The 509-nt window shown below is 48.3% G+C and carries 1 pseudogene; it reads left to right on the top strand.

The window, feature by feature from the left end:
* Positions 1-509, top strand: a pseudogene (locus tag R7044_RS28275) (Zn-dependent protease); the annotation flags it as partial.

The following is a 509-nucleotide window of genomic DNA, read 5'->3' as shown; positions in this document are numbered from 1 at the left end:
GAAAGAATTCGAAGAATCGAACCCAATTGGGACGGAAGCTACGCTCAACATTCTCATGCTCAAAACACGGCGTTTGGTAACGAGCAAGTCAGTGGCTTTGCCGTAGGTGGCGGCTCTCCTGCTTCGCAATCTGCCTCACCATCGGAGCAATTGAGTGAGACAGGCCAACGATTGATCAGTCAATTACCACCAGAGTTAGTTGATATCGCACGTGAACCATATAGCGCCCGATTTGTCGCATTCGCCCTCATTTTTGATGGCAGCGATATTCAGCGCGAAATGATTAAGCCGTACGTTCCACTCGCATCGCAATCTACATTGCTTCCCTGGCTAGATTATGACTTACCACTTCATCTGCGTTTCCCGTTACTCGAACTCGCTCTGCCGGCACTTAAATCGCTGAGTGAAGCCCAGAAAATCAGCCTATGTAAAGTGCTACGTGAGCTCTCAGAGACGGATAATCAATACTCGCTAGCCGAATGGTGTGTCATCAACTTACTAGAAAAGCA

The organism is Vibrio sp. 1402 (genome assembly GCF_033340275.1).
This window is presented reverse-complemented; position numbering and strand designations above follow the sequence as displayed.